This is a genomic window from Mucilaginibacter sp. Mucisp86 (genome assembly GCF_047324315.1).
Taxonomy (GTDB): domain Bacteria; phylum Bacteroidota; class Bacteroidia; order Sphingobacteriales; family Sphingobacteriaceae; genus Mucilaginibacter.
Map to the genome: position 1 here is coordinate 6,654,120 of NZ_CP168503.1, position 19,724 is coordinate 6,673,843.

The following is a 19,724-nucleotide window of genomic DNA, read 5'->3' on the forward strand; positions in this document are numbered from 1 at the left end:
CTTAAAGTTTTCGGTAATGCTTTGGTATTAGTCCGGTATAATCTTTAAATTTTCGGATAAAATGGCTTTGATCCGAAAAATTGCAGGAATGTGCGACTTCAGTCAGAGAAATATTCTCATTCTTCATCATTGATAACGCACGTTCTACTCTTAGCTTACGCACATAGTTTCCAAGCGTGCATGCAAAATAATGAGGGAAATGCTTAGATATGGTGACAGGATTTACCCCGGAAATCTCCGACAATTGTTTTAGAGTATTATTTTCGTTCCATTTATCATTTAGCAATTCGTACACTATGGTAACCCATGTGGGTAGTGTCCTGGTATGGCCGGCTATCTGCGAAAGGGAAGCAAATTGTAAGAACAGCATCTTGATTGAGTTGGCTGAAAGATCATCCTGATATAATAACTCCGCATAAATCTTTAGCATCAGAAACTTAGCATCCGGAGATCTTTTGATGATATTTAAAACTGTATTCTCATCAATATTATTTTCCGCGAAAACCTCGGGTTTGATTTCAAGGGAAATATATCGTGTGGGGAAAGCGGTAAAAGTGGTCTCGTGCATCTCACCTGCATGCAAAAATGCTAAATCAGCAGCCCTTCGTTCAAAGCTTTGAAATTGTCTCTTTTCAAGGCATCTCCCCTCAAGTATAAAGACAAGGTTAGTGCACTCATGATAATGTTTTCCCGGGTTGCCGATTGCATCAACCTGTGTGGAAACACGCAGATCGAGATCCACTGCATGACTTGTAAGATCTTTAATATGTAAGGTGCTTTTCAATAATTTCAGCGTCAATATATATTACGTGAATTTAATCGTAACATCCATGCCAAAACTCTATAACATTAATAATGAGCAATATATCTTATCCTGAACGAATAATGGGCTGTTCCGCAAGCGTACACTAATAGTACGATTATGATATACTATGCTATTACTACCGTACAAAAACAAACTCATCATTATTTCAAACCAAATTATGATCCCGGCATGCAGTGGAAATCCGCCGAAAAAATATATTATGCAAGTATTTTAGGTTGGAAGACATAATTATCCATGAGCAAACATGGTATGTTTAAACAAAAACAAGCCCCTTTAAATTACTTTAAAGGGGCTTTTACCTTTTTAGTGCGGAAGAAGGGACTCGAACCCCCACGCCGTGAAGCGCCAGATCCTAAGTCTGGTGCGGCTACCAATTACGCCACTTCCGCGTTTCTGTTTTAACAGGCTGCAAAGATAGCGTTTAATATTATACTTAAAAACATAATTTTCATTTTTTTGCTATCATGCTCATTTAGTAGGGATTAATTTTTTATCACCTCATCCAACAGTTGCTTAAAGTACATTGGTGCATGCAAAAGTCTGCTGCCATACCAGGAAAACATTTCACCATCAACCAAAACCACCCTGGCATCCGGTAGCATTACCTTAAACTCCTCTATATGTTTTTGAACAAATGGATATGGCTCAGATGAAAGAAAAACAAGATCCGGCTTGGTAGCAATCAAGGTATCCGCATCAATTTCCGGATAACGCTCAGCATCGATTACATTATTCAGCCCGCATATTTGCAGCATGCAATCAATGAAGGTTCCTTTGCCGGCAAGCATATAGGGTTTACGCCAGATGAGGTAAGCAACCTTCAGCCTGATTGGAGTAAGCTGTATATCGTTAAAAAGATGACTTATTTCCTTACAGAGATCGTTTGCCAGCTCTGACCTGCCAGTAATGTCGCCAATGCTGCTAATCATTTGTAAGGCCGAATCCAGGTCAAAAATATCGCTGATCCATACCGGGCAAATATTCATTAATTCTTCTACCTGGAAGCGGTCATTCTCTTCCTTATTGGCAATTATTAAATCAGGTTTCAGCAACCGGATTTTTTCAATATCAAGTTGCTTGGTCCCTCCTATTTTGGTAACTGAATTAACCTTTTCTGCAGGATGAATGCAAAACTTAGTAACGCCAATTACCCTGGCATCTAAGCCAAGGTAAAAGAGCAATTCTGTTTGGGAGGGTACAATAGAAATGATCCGCTCAGGCACCCCGCGAAGTTTAACCTCGCGATGTAGCTGATCCCGGAATACCGGCATATTAAAACGCGTTCTTTTCGCCTTTAAACACGTTCCACACGGTTAAGAATATAATTTTCATATCCAACAGGAACGACCAGTTTTCAAGATACCAAACATCGGCTTCAACGCGTTCAAGCATAGCCTGCGTGGTTTGGGTTTCGCCCCTTAGGCCCGACACCTGCGCCCATCCGGTAATGCCCGGTTTAAGGAAATGCCTTACCATAAAGGTATCAATGAGCTGTGAATACTGTTGAGTGTGGCTTATCATATGCGGCCTTGGCCCAACAATAGACATATTGCCCAATATTACATTAAAAAACTGCGGCAGTTCGTCGATACTGGTTTTGCGGATAAAAGCCCCAGACTTAGTTATACGTGAATCGCCGCGTGTAGCCTGTTTCTTATCCGAATCATGATTAACCCTCATGCTGCGGAATTTATAGCATTTAAAAGGCTTGTTATCCCTGCCAGAACGCTCCTGAACGAAGAATATAGGACCTTTTGATTCAAGTTTTATAATAATGGCCAGAATAGGGAAAAGCCAGCTAAAAATAAACAGAATAACAAATATCGAAAAACAAATGTCAAATAAGCGTTTGATAGAACGGTTAAGCATATTCTCCAAAGGTTCGGGCCTTACGGATATAATGGGAATATGACCAAAACTTTGTATAAACGTTGGCTTTTTAGCATAATCGTAATACTCAGGTACAAACTTGAACCTGATCAGGTTTTTATCAGCATCAAGCATCAACTGCTCTATTTTATCTGCTTCGGAATTGGGAAGAGTACAAAATATTTCGTCAACCTTGTTGTTAAGTACATAGCTTATACAATCATTGGTGCCACCTAAATAAAGATTTTTATCCAAAACAGTATCAATCCCGTCATCAAAAAAACCTACAAGGTTGTAACCACGCTCAGGGTTTTGTTTAAAGAAGCTATAAAGATCCAATCCGATCCGGCCTCCGCCAATAATGATAACCGTACGTGTATCGATAAGTGAAGAACGGTCGCTTTTACGGATGGTAAGGAATATCAACTTCCATAAACCAAGCAAAAAGCCAAACAATGCCAGCGAATAAAAGAGATATTCACGCGTTATAAAATAAGCATTGGTTCCTATTAATATAATGATAGTGAAACAGATAAAGCTTACAAACAGCAAATAGGTTTTAATTACGCCGCGATAAGTTTTTATTGAATCTTTATTAAGTACATGTTCATACAAGCCGGTAATGTTTGCTGACAGCAGCCAGATAAGGTTAAAAACCAATACAATAGGCAGGTATTTCCTGTTGTTTATCCAAAAGATGTATGACCTGTCTTCGATGAAGTAAGAAATTACCATGCTCATATTAAGTATAATATAATCGATGGTAAGGTTCACTGCTTTAATAAAAGTAGCGTATCTGTGAATCATGTATATGTGCTTATGTAGTATGCAACCCTGCTAAAATTACTATAATTATTTATAAATAACAATGTCATAATTAAATGAAGACACCGTTACGAATGTATTATTGCCACAGCCACAAAATTAAAAATTAAGAAATTTATTCAAAATGAATTCTCTGTTAACAGAGAGAAAAATATGAATTTTGTGTGAAAAAATAACTGTAAAAACAACATTTACAACCGTCCATTTACAACATCCTTGTTTAAAATGCCTTTAATGTCATAAATTACGGATGATGGTGTATGCTTTAAACCATTATAGTCGATATTATAAAACTCCTGATGTGCCACAGCCATAACAATAGCATCATAATTACCGCTTAACTCCTGATAGTTTTTCAGCGTAGAAATACCGTATTCCCTTTTTACTTCACTTGGGTCGGCCCATGGATCGTATATTTCACAAACTGCGTCAAAGCCATCAAAACCTCTGATGATATCAATTACTCTTGTGTTGCGAACGTCAGGGCAATTTTCTTTAAAAGTAAACCCGAGTACCAGGATCCTTGAGTTTTTAACCGCGATATCATTCTTTACCATCAGCTTGATAACTTCAAGGGCCACATAACTACCCATACCATCATTAAGCCTTCGCCCTGCCAGGATAATTTCCGGGTGATATCCCATTTGCTGAGCTTTTGCTGCAAGGTAATATGGATCAACTCCTGTACAGTGCCCACCTACAAGGCCCGGTTTAAAGTTCAGAAAATTCCATTTGGTACCGGCAGCAGCTAATACAGCGTGGGTATCAATATTCATGATATTGAATATTTTAGCCAGTTCATTTACAAAGGCGATATTTATATCACGCTGTGAATTTTCTATCACCTTACAGGCTTCGGCAACTTTAATAGCTGGGGCTTTATGGGTCCCGGCTTTAACAATTGACTGATATAAACCATCAATAAAATCGGCCGCTTCGGGTGTTGAGCCCGAAGTAACTTTTAAAATATTGGTTAGCGTATGAACCTTGTCGCCGGGATTTATACGCTCTGGTGAGTAACCCACGAAAAAATCATTGTTATATTGTAAACCCGATTCTGCCTGCAAAACCGGCACACAAACTTCTTCGGTTACACCAGGGTAAACTGTCGATTCATAAATAACCACATCTCCCCTCTTTAATACACTGGCAATTGCTTTACTTGCCTTAATGAGCAGGCTCAGATCAGGTCGGTTGTGCTGATCAGTAGGTGTAGGCACCGAAACGATATAAACGTTGCACGAAGTAATATCGGTCACCCGGGATGTAAAAGTTAATCCCTTACCTTCCTCCTTTAAGCTTAAAACCAACGACAGCTCATCGGTACTGGTTTCAAGGGTGCGGTCAAACGCATTGTTCAGTTCATCAACCCTGCTTTGTTTAATATCAAAACCTTTTACAGGATATTTTTTGGCAAACTCAACCGCGAGGGGCAATCCCACATAGCCAAGACCTATTATTGCAATATGAATATTTGCAGGAGCCTGAAATTTATTAGTGATCGGATTTGATTGATCAGACATTTAATTTAACACGGTAGATATGATAGATACCGGTAAAGGTAATCAAATATTACCGAAATCTGATGCTTACAATGCAAACAGCAAGTGATCAAAACTAACTTGAAGCGATTTTAAGCCGTATAAATCTGGTAAACGCCTGTTATTGAACGATTACTTGCAGAGCCAACCAACAACGTGGTAATTTTCTTTTCAAGCATTAATTGCTCGGCATAACCTACAAATTCATTCTCATTAATAATGACAGGATTAACGGTCATAATTTCGGCTATGGTTAACGTTGAGGTATCCGGGTGTTTGAGCAGGGCCCTGCGAAGATCGCCATCTGTCACTACGCCTTTGATCCGGGATGAATCGCCAACCATAACCATACCCAATCTGCCTTCAGACATACGCAACAGCAGATCCATAAATGAAGCTTCTTCATTAATAAAAGGCAGCTTTTCAGTACGCATCAGGTCTTTTACCTTTACCAGCAATTTGCGACCGAGGCTTCCCCCGGGATGAAAACGGGCAAAATCATGTTGCTGAAAGTTTCGTGATTCCATTAATGCTATAGCCAGGGCATCGCCCATAACCAGCGCCGCGGTAGTTGACGATGTTGGCGCCAGTTCAAGCGGGCAAGCTTCCCGTTCAACTTTTATATTAAGATGATAGCTGCAATTTTTGGCAACCGTTGATAAAGGATTACCGGTAATGCCTATCATCACATTTTTATTCCATTTTAAATAAGGTATCAGTTTCAGTACCTCATCAGTTTCGCCCGAATAAGAAATCAGCAGCACAACATCATTGGCGCTTACCATACCCAAATCACCGTGAAACGCCTCGCCCGGGTGTAAAAAGAAACTCGGTGTCCCCGTGCTAGCCAGTGTTGCGGCTATCTTTTTACCGATAAGCCCCGATTTACCAATACCGATAACAACCAGCTTACCTGTTGATTTAAGCACGGCATCAACAACCCGCGCAAATTCGTCATCAATTAAACCGGCCACATACTGCAGCGATTCTATTTCAATATCAAAAACCTTTTTTGCAATGTCTTTCATAGATCCCAACACTCGTACAAAAACCTATCCTACCAACGGAGCTAAAACTTTATCCAGTTCATGTAATTTAACCATGTTAGGACCATCGCTCAGGGCATTATCAGGATCGGGATGTGTTTCTAAAAAGTAGCCATCAGCGCCAAAGGCTTTTGCGGCAAGCGCCATCATAGGCACAAATGTGCGGTCGCCACCGGTTTTGCCGCCTGCGCCGCCCGGACGCTGTACAGAATGGGTGCAATCCATACAAACCGGATGACCGAAAGCCTTCATATCGTAAATATTTCTGAAATCAACAGCCAAATTATTGTAACCATACATATTACCGCGTTCGGTTAATATTACCTGGTTATTGCCGGCTTCAATAACCTTTTGAGCAGGATAAAACATATCATGCCCGGAAAGGAACTGGGCCTTTTTTACATTGACAATTTTACCGGTTTGAGCTGCCGCAACCAATAAATCTGTTTGGCGGCATAAAAACGCAGGGATCTGTAATATATCAGCAACCTCGGCTACAATCGCTGCCTGGAAGGGTTCATGAATATCGGTAGTAACCGGCAAACCAAAACGCTGTTTAACATTCATCAGCATTTCCATGCCTTTTTCCAGACCCGGTCCGCGGTACGAGTGAATAGAAGTACGGTTAGCTTTATCAAACGATGATTTAAAAACCACCGGAACATTGTACTTCTGCCCTGCTTCGGCAACTTTTTCGGCAACAGTATATAGCAATTCCTGGTTTTCCATTACACAGGGCCCCAGAATAAAGAACGGCTTTTGGCTTATTTGTTCAAACAGCATATTGTTAGGATATATTTATCAGCCACAAAGATGATGATTTTTTTGAGAATCATGCAGGAGGGCTACTTCTCCCCCCCGGGCAAACGCGTATAAACAGGGGTTAACAGGGTTAACACTTTTCAAATAAGAAACTTGCAATATATTTATAATCAAATGTTTAATTTTAAACGGAGTTAACATTACGCTGATATTTTTGGACACTTGAGCAAGTCTGAATATTTAAATGTATTTGCCCTTCACTTCTCCCCTTCTTTATCTATAAAGAAAATATTCAGAAAAATTTGCGTAAGCGATCACTTACATATAAATTTGTAAGCAATTACTTACATATCATATCGATTTAGATGAGACGAGACGTTTTCCAGGCCATTGCCGATCCAACCCGCAGGGATATCATTAACCTGATAGCTTTTAAACCTATGAACCTGAACGCTATCGCGGATAATTTTGATGTAAGCCGTCCTGCTATATCTCAACATATAAAAATCCTGACCGAATGTGGCCTTATCGCCATAAAAAAACAGGGCCGCGAAAGATATTGTGAGCCGCGCCTGAAACAGCTTGACGAAGTAGCACGATGGGTAGAACGCTACCGCAAAGTTTGGGAAGAAAAATTTGAAGCCCTTGATGACCTGCTCGAAGAACTAAAAAACAATGATAAACCTTTAAAATAATCAATTATGACAAAGCAATTCTGGATCAACCTGCCTGTAAAAGATGTAAATGTATCAAAGGAGTTTTTCAGTAAACTCGGCTTCCGGTTTAATTCGCAATTCGGTAATGGCCCAAATTCCGCAGCCATGCAGATTGGCGAAAAGGATGTTACCGTTATGCTTTTTGATGAACCTACCTTTAAAGGCTTTGTTGAAAATTGCGGCCTTGCCGATACAGCCAAAGGAGTTGAGGTATTGTTATCTATAGATGCCGAAAGCAAGGAAGAAGTTGACCAGTTGGCACAAAAAGCTATAGAAGCAGGCGGCAAAAGCAACCATAGCCCCCGCGAAATGGATGGCTGGATGTATGGCTGCCTCTTTACTGACCCTGATGGCCACAGCTGGAATGTGCTGCACATGGATATGAGCAAAATGCCACGTGGATAAAAATCAATTTGTCGCTATCGCCCCCTTATCTCGTCGTTTTTGCACACTATTGGCCATTACCGGCGCTGGTAACTTTGAAATATCAAAAGCAACAAATTTTCACCAATAACAACAGAAACCATGGCAACATTTAAAGCAACCCAGAAAGTGACCCCTTTTTTATGGTTTAACGGAAACCTTGAAGAAGCATTGAAATTTTACACCTCGGTATTTAAAAACTCAGAAAGTGAGGTAAGCTCACTTACCGATCCAGGCAACGGTCGTAAAATGATAGTCGGCACGTTCCGGATAGAAGACCAGCAATTTTTAGCGTTAGATGGCGGACCGATGTTCAATTTTTCGCCCGCTACTTCGTTTTACATTAACTGCAAAACACAGGAAGAAATTGATTACCTATGGGAAGCCTTACCTGCCGGCGGCGGCAAAACCAATCAATGCGGCTGGCTTGACGATAAGTTTGGCGTTACCTGGCAAATTGTTCCTGAAGTTATGAGCGAACTACTTTACAACAATGAGAATCCTGAAAAAGCCAAAAGGGTTATGGCAGCAATGATGCAGATGACCAAAATGAATATCAAACTTTTACAGGAAGCTTACGATAACGATTAACCAATCACCTAAATAAAAAACACCATGATCACCACAAAAAATCAAACCGGCATTAAAGCAGAACCTGGCAAACAGGAGATTTTTATAACCCGCGAATTTGAAGCACCTCGTGAACTTGTTTTCAGAGCTTTTACTGATCCTGAGCTTATTGTTAGATGGCTTGGCCCGCGTGAGCTTAAAATGCGTATAGACAAATATGATTGCCGCAGCGGAGGCTCTTACCGCTATATTCATACCGATCCGGCCGGTAATGATTACGGCTTTCATGGTGTTATCCATGATGTAACCGCACCTGAACGCATCATCCAGACCTTTGAATTTGAAGGATTGCCGGAAAGCGGCCATGTTACACTTGAAACTGCCAGATTTGAGGCGTTACCCAACAACAGAACCAGGGTAACTGTTCAGTCGGTCTTTCAATCTGTGGCCGATCGTGATGGCATGCTACAATCGGGTATGGAGCGGGGCGTAAATGATTCGCACAACCGCTTGGATGAACTATTTGAAGCAGGGAAAATTGCATGAAAGCAAAAAGCATAAAACAAGCTTTTATAATATCTTGTTAATGCTTGCCCTTTTTGATTGCTTCAAGTATCGTTCTCATTTTTTTCTGAGCCGGAGTTGTACTGATCTCCCGTTTCATAACCATCAAACAATTGCGGCAAAGGCAATCAGGGTAGGTTAAACGGATATAGTCACGCTCCTGATCGGTAAAGTTGATACCCTGGCACTGACAAAGTAAAATACTGCCAACCTTGCATTCAAAAGGCATATTACACCGCGGGCAATGTTTATTTTCATGGTTTGCCATAACATATATAAAACTGCTGTGCACTTACAAATAAGGCACAGCAGTTTATTGTTTTAAGCAGTTACATTGTTAACTACGCTTTCGCGGATGGATTTTGCAGCCTCCACCATTTCTATTAAGGCCTTTTTAGTTTCATCCCAACCGCGGGTTTTTAAACCGCAATCGGGATTTACCCAAAGCTGGGCATCAGGAATTACAGCCTGCGCACGTTTAAGCAGATAAATCATCTCCTCCCTGTTGGGTACGCGGGGCGAATGAATATCATACACACCCGGGCCAATTTCATTAGGATATTTAAAATCGGCAAAAACATCCAGTAGTTCCATTTGCGAGCGCGAGGTTTCTATCGTGATAACATCAGCGTCCATATCCGCAATATTTTTAATGATATCATTAAACTCCGAATAGCACATGTGTGTATGGATCTGCGTGCTATCCTGAACGCCGCTTGCCGAAATCCGGAAAGCTTTAACCGCCCAGTCGAGGTAATTTGCCCTGTCATCCCTGCGAAGCGGTAAGCCTTCGCGAATAGCAGGTTCGTCTATCTGGATGATCTTGATGCCGGCACTTTCCAGGTCGCAAACTTCATCACGAATTGCTAAAGCTATCTGCGTACAGGTTTCAGAGCGTGGCTGGTCATTCCGCACAAACGACCATTGCAAAATGGTTACCGGGCCGGTTAACATGCCTTTCATCCACTGTGAAGTCAGGGACTGCGCATAAGCCGACCACTTTACGGTCATTGCCTCGGGCCTTGATACATCGCCATAAATAATAGGCGGCTTAACACAGCGACTGCCATAGCTTTGCACCCAGCCATTTTGTGTAAAGGTAAAACCAGCCAGTTGCTCGCCAAAATATTCAACCATGTCGTTACGTTCAAACTCGCCATGCACAAGCACATCCAAACCTATTTCCTCCTGCCATTTTACCGCCTTCTCGGTTTGCTTCGCTATCAGCTCATCATATTCAACCGCAGTTAGCTCCCCCTTTTTTAAACGCGCGCGCCAGCTGCGCACCTCGGTTGTTTGCGGGAATGAGCCGATGGTTGTGGTAGCAAAAAGCGGCAGATCAAGCAAAAGCTGCTGTTCCTTTTTCCGATTGGCGAAAGTGCTTATACGCCGTGCGTCGCTCTCGGTAATTGTGCTTACCCTGCGCTTAACAACCTCATCATGAATAAGCGGAGATATCCGGCGGGCCTCGTTTGCCTCCCGGTTTTTAGCCAGTTGGTGCAGGCTGCTGTCGCTGACAACTTCTTCCGATAACCGACTCAGCAGCACCACTTCATTAACTTTTTGACGGGCAAAGGCCAGCCATTGTTTAATTTCGGAGGTAAGTACCCCTTCGTTGGTTTCATTTTGCAGGTCGCATGGCGAATGGATCAATGAACATGAAGGAGCAACCCAAACGCGGTCGGCGCCCAGCTTATCTTTCGCATTGTTTATAATGCCTAGCGAGTTGATAAAGTCGTTCTTCCAGATGTTGCGGCCATCAACTACGCCCAAAGAGAGGATATTTTTTTTAGGAAGATGCGCAATTACATCATCCAACTGCTGTGGGGCACGAACCAGGTCGATATGTAAAGCATCAACCGGTAATGAAGTTGTTAAAGCCGTGTTATCTCCCAATCGTTCAAAATAAGTTGCCAGTACTATCTTCAGAAAAGGAAACTCTTTCCTGAGCTGAGCGTAGGTATCTTTAAATGCCTGCTGTTGTTTTTCGCTTAAATCAAGCGCTAAAAATGGTTCATCAAACTGAACCCATTCAACACCTAAAGCTTTAAGTTTATTCAGAATATCAAAGTAAACAGGCAGTAAATTTTTGACAAGGTCTATCCTGTCAAACCCTGCTTCCTTTTCTTTGCCTAACAACAGGTAAGATACCGGGCCAAGCAATACCGGCTTACTGATGATACCCAATTGCTTAGCCTCATAAAACTCATCAATAACCTTGGTTGAGAAAAGTTTAAACTGCTGATCTTTATAAAATTCGGGCACTATGTAATGGTAATTGGTATCAAACCATTTGGTCATTTCCATAGCCACAATATCCAAACCTTCTTTTTGATAGCCACGCGCCATAGCAAAATACAAATCGAGCTCTGTATTGCCTTTTTGTTGAATTACCTCGTGATAGCGTTTGGGAATAGCACCAAATGTTAAGGAATGATCAAGCACCTGGTCATAAAACGAAAAATCATTTGACGGGATCAGGTCAATCCCGGCTTCCTTTTGCAGCAACCAGTTTTCTTCCCTAATGTATTTACCAACAGTAAGCACATTTTTTAATCCTGTTTTGCCTGCCCAGTAGTTTTCGCAGACTTTTTTTAATTCGCGCCGGCTACCAATACGCGGGTAGCCTAAATTTTGCGTTAGCATTTCTTTTAATTGATTAAATGAATAAATCGGTTAAAAGCCCTTTCAGCTAAGCTTCGCAATGTTTTGTGATATGTAAAAATGGAGAGAATATATGAGTACGCGCCCTTATAACGGAATGATCCCGAACAGGCAAGCAATCATAACCCCGACCAGAGCTTCATACCGCGAAAGCACCGTCAATTCAGTATTAGGCAGGTCTCCTGACTTGTAACATTTTTGCCGCCCTTCCCATCCCGATTTATCGGAACAGTGGGCATTATTGGCAAAAACCTTTTGTGTTACTTACAGTTGCGCGACAGTTCGTGATTTGCACACGATTCCCTATTAATCTACAATTAAGTAAAACCTATACCGGTTGATGAAGTAAAGTAAAGAACTTATCGGGGCAAATATAAGGATATGCCACCTGAATATTCAGGTTATTTTATTTGTTAAAACAGGCTCCTTTAAAAAGCACACTAACTGGCCTTACATTTAGATATTCCTGTTTCGCTATAAGTCACACAACGGTCAATAAACAATTAACCCTTACAAACCGTTGAATTGTACCATTCCCGGTGAAAAGCGTTCCTTAACTTTGGCGGCTTCTATGAGTCAGCAAACACGTACAAATACTCCGGGTTTTGGCTGGGCGGTATTAACTACCAGCCTCGCCTTCGTGGTAGCCCAGCTTGATGTTTCTATTGTTAATATAGCTTTGCCCGAAATTGCAAAAGCGTACCATGCCGACATCAGCACTCTGCAATGGATAATTGACGCCTACACATTGGCCTTTGCCGTATTGATGCTGTCGGCAGGTAGCCTTAGCGATCTTTTGGGATCAAAAAAGATCTTCCAGATAGGCTTAATCGTTTTCGGCATCGCATCGGCGGGCTGCGGTTTGGCGCCGGATGCGCTTACGCTTATCATTTTCAGGATAGCCCAGGGAGTCGGCGCAGCTATGATGATTCCAAGCTCACTTGCACTGCTCAATCATCAATTTGCGCATACACCACAGCTACGCACACGCGCCGTAGGTTTATGGACTGCAGCCGGAAGCTCGGCCCTGGTAGCAGGTCCTACTATCGGCGGTTTATTAATAGCGTTTAGCAACTGGCGTTATATTTTTATTGTTAACATCCCCATTTGCATTATCGGCTATGTCCTGAGCTTTAAAATGGAGCAAACCGCAAAAACAAACAAAAAAAGCTTTGACGTAGCAGGGCAGCTCATCTGGATGCTATCGGTCACCACATTAATCAGCGTAATTATTGAAGTACCAAGACTCGGGTTCAGTAATGCTTTAATCTGGGGCGGACTCATATTAAGCGTGCTACTATTCGGTATTTTTTTATGGATCGAAAGCAGGGTCGCCCACCCCATGCTGCCGTTTCACCTGTTTAAATCCGGGCAATTTAATGCGCTATTGGTATTGGGTGCAGTTTTAAACGGTTCATATTACGGTACTGTTTTTATACTGAGCCTTTATTTGCAAAAGGTACTGAACTATCCCTCCCTTATTGCCGGGTTCGCATTCCTGCCGCTTACAGTAGGTTTTGTTATATCAAATGTAATCAGCAGTCGCATTATTAACCGCTACGGGATTCGCAAACCCATTGTTGCTGGGTTAATTATGTTTGCAGTGGGGTTTGCCGGCTTATTTATAGCCTATGAGCATACACCTTATATTCAGCTATTCCTACCTTTTCTGAGTATTCCGATGGGAATGGGGCTTGCTGTACCGGCCATGACCAACGGAATCTTATCAAGCGTAGATAAAACATTATCGGGCACGGCTTCTGCTATTTTAAATACTTCGAGACAAACAGCCGGCGCCATCGGTGTAGCCGTTTTTGGCGCGATGGCAGCGGGAGGCAGTGTATCTATTTTAGGAGCGGTATCTAAAAGCGCAACTATTTCCATCGGATTAACTGCTTTAGCCTTATTTTTGGTAACCAGGAGTGTGAAAAAGTAAAACCATGTTACTGCTTCGCTACGGCCTCATTGATCAGTTGTTCTGCCTGCGCGTTAGCCGGGCCGGGGGCATCAAAGCTCAACATTTTACCTTCTTTATCAATGAGTATATATTTTGGAATAGCATTGGCCACGTACGTCTGAGCCACGGTGCCCTCATTATCGTAAAGTTGCAGCCAATCAGGCTTTTCTTCTTTGAGGGCGTTCCTCCACTCCTTTTCTCCGTCATGTACGGCAATACTTACAAAAGCCACCTGCGGATTGGTTTTAAATTTGTCGCTCAGTTTTTTATATGCGGGCATTTCCTGGCGACATGGGCCGCACCAACTGGCCCAAAGATCAATATAGATAACTTTTCCTTTAAAATCGGCCAGGCTAAAAACCTTGCCCTGATCGCTGGGTAAAGTAAACGCCGGAGCCGGTTTACCAATTTGTACCTGCATTAACTGCTGCTTCTTCTCGATAAAATTATTGGTAAGATTAGTTTTTAAAGCGGCGCTGCTAATGGCATCGATAAATGCCTGCATTTCTTTTTTTACAGCATTTAACTGTTCAACAGAGTTGGAGCCCCCAATTCTCTTTTCAACATAGCGGTTAAGGTAAAAATCCCTGACTTTTCCGGTGAAAAGCTGTTCGATTTTTCCAAGCGTATAACCAGGTTTCTTTACAGCAGCCGAATCACGCAACAAATCCAGGCGTTGCTCATAAATGTAGTAAAGTGGCAATACCCATGATTTATAATCTTCAGATAATAAATACTCATCATGCGATATGCCATTTGAGAATGCAGGCGGCGTGTTTTTCGCCACCAGTTCACGCATCTGAGCAGCATTGTATTTAACCAAATCAAGATGCTGGAGCAGCATGTAAAAGTTTAAACTTTGGTTATCTAAATCAATCATTTTCTTAAACGTATTGGAGTATTTATCCCCCACTGCGGATTTCTTAAACACTACATTTAATACTGAATCTTCCAGCATTTTTGATTTTTTAAGGAACTGTATTAATTCATCTGTCTTCAAATCATACCATGCGGTCTTGTCATTCCGTGCTACCAGGATCGAATCTAATTTCACCCGGTATCGATTGACTTCGCCGCCTACGCCGCTGATCTTTTTAGTTTTTGACAGGCTGATATAATCGGCGGCATCGCCGGTTATATGGAGATCATAACCAGGAGCCACATAGATGCGATTGATCTGCGTATTATTTTGCTGGATACTGGTTCGTTGCGGCCAGGCTATTTTGTATGTTTTTAAATAAAATTCGCCCATATCATTGAGCCTGATCGTATCGATAACAAGTTTTCCGTTAGCGTCCTCAAAAAAGATCTTTAGCATCTTTTCAGCAGAATTGGTAAGCTTTCCCTGTATAATAAAGGGCTGGACAGCGTTTTGGGCTACCCCGTTGCTGATAAAATAAAAACTGAGCAGGAGCAGGATTATTTTTTTCATAGATGTAATTGGCAGGTTTAAACAAATATAACTTTCATGAGGTGATTTCAATAAAACATTAAGATTTAGTTTGTTTTACTATCAAAACCAGGAACAGAGTTACCCTCCGTTAGCTTCAAATAAAAACACAACCACATCAACTCCTTAAACATAAAAAAAGTAAAAATTATAATAAATTGCTAAATCGATTTAATTATATTAGTCGAACCAATTTTTATTATCAAACATAAACAGGAAAAACCAGCCTGGGCCATTACCAAATAACCTATTTAATCTGCATGAAACGTTTTCTACTTTCCATTTTATCGGCAACAATCATCCTTTTAAAACAAAACAGTAATGCACGAATCCTTCATCCGCCAGAAGAACGGGCATGGAACGCGCAATGGATCTCTGTACCTGGCATCACCGGGAATGAATACGGCATTTATTATTTTCGCAAAAGCATTCAGCTTGCTAATAAGCCGGCCAGCTTTATTATTAATGTATCGGCCGATAACCGGTATAAGCTCTATGTAAACGGTACATTAGTATCCCTTGGACCAGCGCGGGGCGATACCTTTTACTGGAACTACGAAACAGTAGATCTTGCACCTTACCTCACCGCCGGGAAAAACACTGTAGCCGCATTGGTATGGAACGAGGCCCAATATCGCCCGGAGGCGCAGATTAGCGTGCGTACTGCATTCATTATACAAGGTAACACAACAACCGAAGAAATCCTGAATACCAATAATACCTGGAAAAGCACACAGGACAAAGGGTATCAACCCATCTGGGGCTATTTTGCAGCCAGCACCGGCGAAATGGTAGACATGAATAAAAGCATTATGAACTGGTACTCACCCAATTTTGATGATACCACCTGGCCAAATGCAGCTAATCTTTTCGGTGGGCAATTGAAAGGACAATGGGATGGTTTCGGATGGCAATTGGTGCATTCATCAATTCCGCAACGGGAGTTGATCTATGAACGAATCCCAACCATACGTAAGGCTACCGGAATGGATGTTCCTCCAACCTTTCCGGGCAACAAAGCACCATTGACTATCCCTGCCAACACTACGGTTACCGTGCTGCTCGATCAAACGCATCTCACCAATGCCTACCCTACCATTAATTTCAGCGGCGGAAAAGATGCCGGCATTTCTCTAAGCTATGCAGAGTCTCTTTTTGATAGTTTAAGTAAATACAACATGCGAAAAGGTAACCGCAATGACGTGGAAGGAAAAGATTTTTCGGGCAGAAAGGATAGCCTGATCTCCAATGGTAGTACAGCGCAATCATATACAACACTCAATTTCCGGACTTTTCGTTACATCCGTTTAATTATACATACACAAAATGAGCCATTGGTTATCAACGATTTGTATGGCACCTTTACCGGGTATCCATTTAAACAAAGTGCTGTTTTTAATACCGATAACAAGGAGATAAAACAGATCCTTGACATTGGCTGGCGCACTGCCCGTTTGAATGCATTTGAAACTTATACCGATTGCCCTTATTACGAACAGTTACAATACATTGGCGATACCCGCATCCAGGCAATGATTTCCTATTACTACAGCGGCGATGACCGCCTTGCGCGTAATGCCATCAATCTGATGGACCATTCGCGTTTAGCCGAAGGTGTTACTCAAAGCCGCTATCCTACTCATGATACCCAAATCATTTCAACTTTTTCGTTATGGTATATAGGCATGCTGCATGACTATTGGATGTACCGGGGCGATAGTACTTTTATTAAAGATAAACTGGATGGCGAACGGGCTGTGTTAAAATTCTTCAGCCAATACCAACAAGCCGATGGTTCATTAAAAAACACCCCGTATTGGACATTTGTGGATTGGGCCAGCGGCAAAAACTGGGACGTTGGTTCGCCGCCAAAAGGTACAGATGGCAGTTCGGCCATTATTGATTTGCAGCTACTGTGGGCTTACCAATGGGCCGCCGCAATGGAAGCTAAAATGGGATTACCCGATTATGCAGCTTTGTACAATAGGCAAGCCGCTAAACTAAAACAAACCATTCAGCGTAAATATTGGGCCCCGGCGAAGATGTTGTATGCCGACACGAAGGATAAAGATCATTTTTCGCAGCATGCCAATTCATTGGCTATACTTACCGGCATGGTAAAAAACGCGGATCTAACTGCGTTATCTAAAAAATTATTAGCCGATACCTCCTTAACCCAATGTACCATCTATTTCAAATACTACCTGCACCAGGCATTGGTAAAGGGTGGTTTAGGAAACGACTATATGAATTGGCTTGGTATTTGGCGCGATAACATCAAAATGGGATTAACTACCTGGGCCGAATACTCCGACCTTAAATATAGCCGGTCGGACTGTCATGCATGGGGAAGCAGTCCCAATATTGAATTTTTCAGGACAGTTTTAGGCATCGACAGTTATGCCCCCGGATTTAGCAAAATAAAGATTGAACCCCGTTTAGGGACATTGACCAAAGCAGGCGGCGAGATTCCTCATCCCAATGGCAAGGTAACGGTGAGTTACGTTTTAGAAAACAACAGGTGGAAAATACGGATCAGTTTACCGCGGCACACATCAGGTGTTTTTGTATGGGAATCAAAAACATATATACTTAAAGGCGGTGAAAATGTTATGGTTATTTAAATACAAGCAGCTGAAGACTTACGAAGTTTTAAAAACTTCGTGAGTCTGGCTTCTATCATTTAAGCTTTTAATTAAGCAAATGCCGTTCGTCCTGCCTTAAAATCATTTGCTCCCGGGCGCTTAGCAGCACCATGATAAACAGTCCGAGCAAAATGCAAACAACAACACCGAAATTGGCAGTAACTATACTCGAACTTACATTTCTTTGTCCGCTTTGAAGCAAGCGGTTACTCTCGCCAACCTGTATTGCTATAAGCTGATCGAGCGATTTAAGGGCCTGGGTAAAAACATATTCGGCGTTGTTTTTGTCCGCCTCCTGTTTCCTAAGATTAGTCAGCTGAGTGCGGAAAGTCTTCCACTTTGCCGATTCTTCTTTCGTTAATTGAGTAGCTTCATATTTCTTTGCCAGTGTTTCTATAGCTGCATAATTACTGCTGATTTTGGCCTGGGCATCCGGACCTGAAGCCGCTGCAGTTAGTTTGTTTTCATAAAGCCTGTTGCTTATTTCATGTACAAAAGTAGCCGGCAGCAGGCGGTCGTTCATGATGGACGTCAGCGTTTTATCCAACGCTTTAACATTGTCCCGCCCATTCCAGTTAGCTAATAATAGCATAGCGGTAAGCACAGCTAAAGCCAAAACCATTCTCGCTTTATTTTTTATAATAAAAGCCCGTGTCATAACAGTAAATTTTTATTAAAGATAATAAAAGGATGCCCCGTTACAGAAAACCTGCCTCTGCAAGTGTATCACTTACGACTGCTAATATATGGTTCTTTTAAAATTAATCAACCTTTTAAACCGGACGATGAGCCTCTGATCTGCAGATTAGTTTTAAGAATTATAGAATGCGAAGCTGTACTAACTCCTTTTGTATTCAATTTTTTGAGCAAAACTGTGATCACATTATCTGCTATTTCATCAACCGGCTGGGCTATTGCGGTAACAGGTGGCGAATACAACTTAAAAACATCATAATCGTCAAATGATATCACAGCCATATCTTCCGGCACTTTAATACCAATTGTATTAAATACTTTTAATCCGCAGGTACCTACATGGTTGGTACCAAAAACTACCGCGTCGAGGTCTTTATGTTTTTTGAAAAACGCAGTCATTGGCTTAATGATCATTTCTTCATCCTGGTTAAAGACTATTTCTTTAATTACCGGAACAAAACGGCTTTCCTTCAATGCATCTTTGTAGCCCTGTACACGGGCCATCATTTGTGTTTGTGTAGAAGCAAACGTAACAAAGGCAATGTTTTTATAACCTTGCTGTATCAAATGCCGGGTGGCATTATAAGTACTGAAAAGATTATCGACTTCAACATAATCCGTATTTACCTTTGGTAAATGCCTGTCAAACATCACCACCGGTAATCCGGCCTTTAGCAGCTGTTCCACATCATCTTCAATACCTTCGGGCGGAGCGATAATATAACCATCCACGTGCCTGTCGCGGAACATATTGATCAACTCCTTGGTTTTTTGTGTATCATTATCGGTACTGCAATAAATTATCTTGTACCCGTTTTTATAAGCCCTGTCCTCAATAAGCCGGGCAATGCTGGCAAAAAATGGGTTTGAAATATCTTCAACCATTAAACCAATGGTATTTGACTTGCCGGTACGCAAACTCTTAGCCAGTGAGTTAGGTTTATACCCCACCTCTTCAACGTATTTGGTAACGCGCTCCACCAGGTCCTCACCTATCCGCTTTTCCTTGGCCCGGCCATTCAGTATAAACGATACCGTGGTTTTAGAAACCTTTAATTCATTGGCTATATCAACAATCGATAGTTTTTTCACTCGGCTAAAAATTGGCTAAAATCAAATATAAAATATAATAGCTCAATAACCATAGATTATTGAGCTATTATTGGCCAA

At 41.7% G+C, this 19,724-nt stretch carries 17 protein-coding genes, 1 tRNA gene and 1 riboswitch; of the genes, 6 read left to right on the forward strand and 12 right to left on the reverse strand.

Annotated elements, in window-relative coordinates; translation table 11 throughout:
* Window position 1: 1 nt before the first annotated feature.
* The 7 genes from ACEN9X_RS27675 to kdsA all read right to left on the reverse strand — a co-directional run bounded on the left by ACEN9X_RS27675 (window position 2) and on the right by kdsA (window position 6,890).
* Window positions 2–784 carry a helix-turn-helix transcriptional regulator gene (locus ACEN9X_RS27675; RefSeq protein ID WP_413668210.1) on the reverse strand — a complete coding sequence of 261 codons (783 nt, stop codon included), beginning with the start codon at window positions 782–784 and terminating at the stop codon, window positions 2–4.
* A 349-nt stretch (window positions 785–1,133) separates the two neighbouring features.
* Window positions 1,134–1,215 (reverse strand) — tRNA-Leu (locus ACEN9X_RS27680).
* 93 nt (window positions 1,216–1,308) lie between these two features.
* Entirely contained in the window at window positions 1,309–2,097 is a 789-nt protein-coding gene (locus ACEN9X_RS27685) for a helical backbone metal receptor (protein ID WP_413668211.1), read from the reverse strand.
* 1 nt (window position 2,098) lies between these two features.
* Complete coding sequence (locus tag ACEN9X_RS27690; RefSeq protein WP_413668212.1) at window positions 2,099–3,502, reverse strand: undecaprenyl-phosphate glucose phosphotransferase; 1,404 nt, start codon at window positions 3,500–3,502, stop codon at window positions 2,099–2,101.
* Window positions 3,503–3,711: 209 nt separating this feature from the next.
* A complete protein-coding gene (locus ACEN9X_RS27695) occupies window positions 3,712–5,043 on the reverse strand; it encodes a nucleotide sugar dehydrogenase (protein ID WP_413668213.1) in 1,332 nt (443 codons plus the stop codon).
* Window positions 5,044–5,153: 110 nt separating this feature from the next.
* Entirely contained in the window at window positions 5,154–6,089 is a 936-nt protein-coding gene (locus tag ACEN9X_RS27700; RefSeq protein WP_413668214.1) for a KpsF/GutQ family sugar-phosphate isomerase, read from the reverse strand.
* 24 nt (window positions 6,090–6,113) lie between these two features.
* Window positions 6,114–6,890 (reverse strand): 3-deoxy-8-phosphooctulonate synthase, encoded by a 777-nt coding sequence (gene kdsA / locus ACEN9X_RS27705; RefSeq protein ID WP_413668215.1) that lies wholly within the window; start codon window positions 6,888–6,890, stop codon window positions 6,114–6,116.
* Between the two features lie 344 nt (window positions 6,891–7,234).
* Here kdsA and ACEN9X_RS27710 point away from each other — a divergent pair, with 344 nt between their 5' ends.
* The 4 genes from ACEN9X_RS27710 to ACEN9X_RS27725 all read left to right on the forward strand — a co-directional run bounded on the left by ACEN9X_RS27710 (window position 7,235) and on the right by ACEN9X_RS27725 (window position 9,124).
* On the forward strand, window positions 7,235–7,564 hold the full coding sequence (locus tag ACEN9X_RS27710) for an ArsR/SmtB family transcription factor (RefSeq protein ID WP_413668216.1): 330 nt from the start codon (window positions 7,235–7,237) through the stop codon (window positions 7,562–7,564).
* 6 nt (window positions 7,565–7,570) lie between these two features.
* Window positions 7,571–7,990: a VOC family protein gene (locus ACEN9X_RS27715; protein WP_413668217.1), complete on the forward strand. Its 420-nt coding sequence runs from the start codon at window positions 7,571–7,573 to the stop codon at window positions 7,988–7,990.
* A 120-nt stretch (window positions 7,991–8,110) separates the two neighbouring features.
* Window positions 8,111–8,599, forward strand: a complete 489-nt coding sequence (locus tag ACEN9X_RS27720; protein WP_413668218.1) for a VOC family protein — start codon at window positions 8,111–8,113, stop codon at window positions 8,597–8,599.
* A 24-nt stretch (window positions 8,600–8,623) separates the two neighbouring features.
* Window positions 8,624–9,124 carry an SRPBCC family protein gene (locus tag ACEN9X_RS27725; RefSeq protein ID WP_413668219.1) on the forward strand — a complete coding sequence of 167 codons (501 nt, stop codon included), beginning with the start codon at window positions 8,624–8,626 and terminating at the stop codon, window positions 9,122–9,124.
* Between the two features lie 37 nt (window positions 9,125–9,161).
* Here the strand turns inward: ACEN9X_RS27725 and ACEN9X_RS27730 are convergent, their stop codons facing one another.
* Window positions 9,162–9,410, reverse strand: a complete 249-nt coding sequence (locus tag ACEN9X_RS27730; RefSeq protein ID WP_413668220.1) for a cysteine-rich CWC family protein — start codon at window positions 9,408–9,410, stop codon at window positions 9,162–9,164.
* Between the two features lie 53 nt (window positions 9,411–9,463).
* Entirely contained in the window at window positions 9,464–11,788 is a 2,325-nt protein-coding gene (gene metE / locus ACEN9X_RS27735; protein ID WP_413668221.1) for a 5-methyltetrahydropteroyltriglutamate--homocysteine S-methyltransferase, read from the reverse strand.
* Between the two features lie 172 nt (window positions 11,789–11,960).
* Window positions 11,961–12,153: riboswitch (cobalamin riboswitch) on the reverse strand.
* Window positions 12,154–12,377: 224 nt separating this feature from the next.
* Between metE and ACEN9X_RS27740 the strand changes: the two genes are divergently transcribed.
* Complete coding sequence (locus ACEN9X_RS27740; protein ID WP_413668222.1) at window positions 12,378–13,742, forward strand: MFS transporter; 1,365 nt, start codon at window positions 12,378–12,380, stop codon at window positions 13,740–13,742.
* Between the two features lie 7 nt (window positions 13,743–13,749).
* On the opposite strand, the gene ACEN9X_RS27745 is transcribed toward ACEN9X_RS27740, so the two are convergent.
* Complete coding sequence (locus tag ACEN9X_RS27745) at window positions 13,750–15,195, reverse strand: TlpA family protein disulfide reductase (protein ID WP_413668223.1); 1,446 nt, start codon at window positions 15,193–15,195, stop codon at window positions 13,750–13,752.
* A 278-nt stretch (window positions 15,196–15,473) separates the two neighbouring features.
* On the opposite strand from ACEN9X_RS27745, the gene ACEN9X_RS27750 reads away from it, so the two are divergent.
* Window positions 15,474–17,837 carry an alpha-L-rhamnosidase C-terminal domain-containing protein gene (locus ACEN9X_RS27750; RefSeq protein WP_413668224.1) on the forward strand — a complete coding sequence of 788 codons (2,364 nt, stop codon included), beginning with the start codon at window positions 15,474–15,476 and terminating at the stop codon, window positions 17,835–17,837.
* 67 nt (window positions 17,838–17,904) lie between these two features.
* Here the strand turns inward: ACEN9X_RS27750 and ACEN9X_RS27755 are convergent, their stop codons facing one another.
* Entirely contained in the window at window positions 17,905–18,516 is a 612-nt protein-coding gene (locus tag ACEN9X_RS27755; protein WP_413668225.1) for an MCP four helix bundle domain-containing protein, read from the reverse strand.
* A 107-nt stretch (window positions 18,517–18,623) separates the two neighbouring features.
* Window positions 18,624–19,646, reverse strand: coding sequence for a LacI family DNA-binding transcriptional regulator (locus tag ACEN9X_RS27760; protein WP_413668226.1), 1,023 nt, complete (start codon window positions 19,644–19,646; stop codon window positions 18,624–18,626).
* Between the last annotated feature and the right edge of the window lie 78 nt (window positions 19,647–19,724).

Excerpts from the sequence above, each read along its gene's own strand:
- metE (WP_413668221.1), bottom strand. The coding sequence starts at position 11,788 with ATGCTAACGCAAAATTTAGGCTACCCGCGTATTGGTAGCCGGCGCGAA.
- ACEN9X_RS27690 (WP_413668212.1), bottom strand. The coding sequence starts at position 3,502 with ATGATTCACAGATACGCTACTTTTATTAAAGCAGTGAACCTTACCATC.
- ACEN9X_RS27695 (WP_413668213.1), bottom strand. The coding sequence starts at position 5,043 with ATGTCTGATCAATCAAATCCGATCACTAATAAATTTCAGGCTCCTGCA.
- kdsA (WP_413668215.1), bottom strand. The coding sequence starts at position 6,890 with ATGCTGTTTGAACAAATAAGCCAAAAGCCGTTCTTTATTCTGGGGCCC.
- ACEN9X_RS27685 (WP_413668211.1), bottom strand. The coding sequence starts at position 2,097 with ATGCCGGTATTCCGGGATCAGCTACATCGCGAGGTTAAACTTCGCGGG.
- ACEN9X_RS27745 (WP_413668223.1), bottom strand. The coding sequence starts at position 15,195 with ATGAAAAAAATAATCCTGCTCCTGCTCAGTTTTTATTTTATCAGCAAC.
- ACEN9X_RS27715 (WP_413668217.1), top strand. The coding sequence starts at position 7,571 with ATGACAAAGCAATTCTGGATCAACCTGCCTGTAAAAGATGTAAATGTA.
- ACEN9X_RS27730 (WP_413668220.1), bottom strand. The coding sequence starts at position 9,410 with ATGGCAAACCATGAAAATAAACATTGCCCGCGGTGTAATATGCCTTTT.
- ACEN9X_RS27755 (WP_413668225.1), bottom strand. The coding sequence starts at position 18,516 with ATGACACGGGCTTTTATTATAAAAAATAAAGCGAGAATGGTTTTGGCT.
- ACEN9X_RS27725 (WP_413668219.1), top strand. The coding sequence starts at position 8,624 with ATGATCACCACAAAAAATCAAACCGGCATTAAAGCAGAACCTGGCAAA.
- ACEN9X_RS27700 (WP_413668214.1), bottom strand. The coding sequence starts at position 6,089 with ATGAAAGACATTGCAAAAAAGGTTTTTGATATTGAAATAGAATCGCTG.
- ACEN9X_RS27720 (WP_413668218.1), top strand. The coding sequence starts at position 8,111 with ATGGCAACATTTAAAGCAACCCAGAAAGTGACCCCTTTTTTATGGTTT.
- ACEN9X_RS27750 (WP_413668224.1), top strand. The coding sequence starts at position 15,474 with ATGAAACGTTTTCTACTTTCCATTTTATCGGCAACAATCATCCTTTTA.
- ACEN9X_RS27740 (WP_413668222.1), top strand. The coding sequence starts at position 12,378 with ATGAGTCAGCAAACACGTACAAATACTCCGGGTTTTGGCTGGGCGGTA.
- ACEN9X_RS27710 (WP_413668216.1), top strand. The coding sequence starts at position 7,235 with ATGAGACGAGACGTTTTCCAGGCCATTGCCGATCCAACCCGCAGGGAT.